1 pseudogene is annotated in these 1,079 nt (G+C 70.7%); it reads left to right on the top strand.

Annotation, left to right across the window (positions count from 1 at the left end):
* Positions 1-1,031 (top strand): annotated as a pseudogene (locus A5791_RS17635) (DUF222 domain-containing protein); the annotation flags it as partial.
* Between the last annotated feature and the right edge of the window lie 48 nt (positions 1,032-1,079).

Here is a 1,079-nt window from a genome sequence, read left to right as displayed (position 1 = left end):
CAATGTGACCCGCTGGCCGTCGATGACGAATGCCCGGCTCTCAGGCAAGGTCGATGCGATCGTGGCCCGGGTGGATGGTGATGCGGTGCGCCGCCGCAAAAAAGAGCAGGCCGACCGCGAAATCTGGATCGGGCAGGACCAAGACGGCATCTCCCGCATCGAGGGCAGCCTGTTCAGTGTGGATGCCCACGCCCTAGAACCAACGCCTGGCGAAGCTGGCGGCCACGGTGTGCGCCCACGACCCGCGCAGCGCCGCCCAGCGCCGCGCCGACGCGCTGGGCGCGCTGGCGGCCGGGGCCGATCGGCTGGGGTGTCGCTGCGCGCGGGCCGATTGTGCCGCCGGCGCGCGCCCGGGCGCCTCCCCGGTCATGATCCATGTGATCGCCGGGCCAGGCGACCCCGCCGCGGGCTGGCAGGTCGGCGCTGATGGGTTGATCACCCCCGAACTGCTGGCCGAACTCGCCCAATCGGCCACGCTGGTGCCGTTGGTGCATCCCGGTGATGCCCCACCCGAACCCGGCTACACCCCGTCGAAGGCGTTGGCCGATTTCGTGCGCTGCCGCGATCTGACGTGTCGCTGGCCGGGCTGCGACGTCCCCGCCACCCGCTGCGACATCGACCACACCATCCCGCACGCAAAAGGTGGGCCCACCCACGCGGCCAACCTGAAGTGCTATTGCCGGACCCATCATTTGGTGAAAACGTTCTGGGGCTGGACGGAAAAACAGTTGCCCGACGGGACGCTGATTTTGACCTCACCGGCCGGGCAGACCCATGTCACCACCCCGGGCAGTGCGCTGCTGTTCCCCTCCCTGTGCCACGCCGTGGGCGGCATGCCGGCACCCGAAACCGACCCCGCACCACCACAGCCGTGCCCCGACCGCACCGCGATGATGCCCAAACGCCGACGCACCCGCGCCAAAGAGCGCGCCTACCGGGTAGCCACCGAACGCGCCCAAAACCACGCCGCCCGCCAAGCCACCGCCGCCGCCGCCGGACCGGCCCCACCCGAGGAACCCCCACCCTTCTGACGGCAGGTGCCGCGCTCCGGCACGTAGGCGTCAGGCGCGCTCGCGTAA

The sequence above is a fragment of the Mycobacterium sp. 852002-51163_SCH5372311 genome, from assembly GCF_001667115.1.
Classification (GTDB): Bacteria; Actinomycetota; Actinomycetes; order Mycobacteriales; family Mycobacteriaceae; genus Mycobacterium.
Note: the sequence above shows the minus strand (reverse complement) of the source record. Positions and strands in the feature narration are given on the sequence as shown.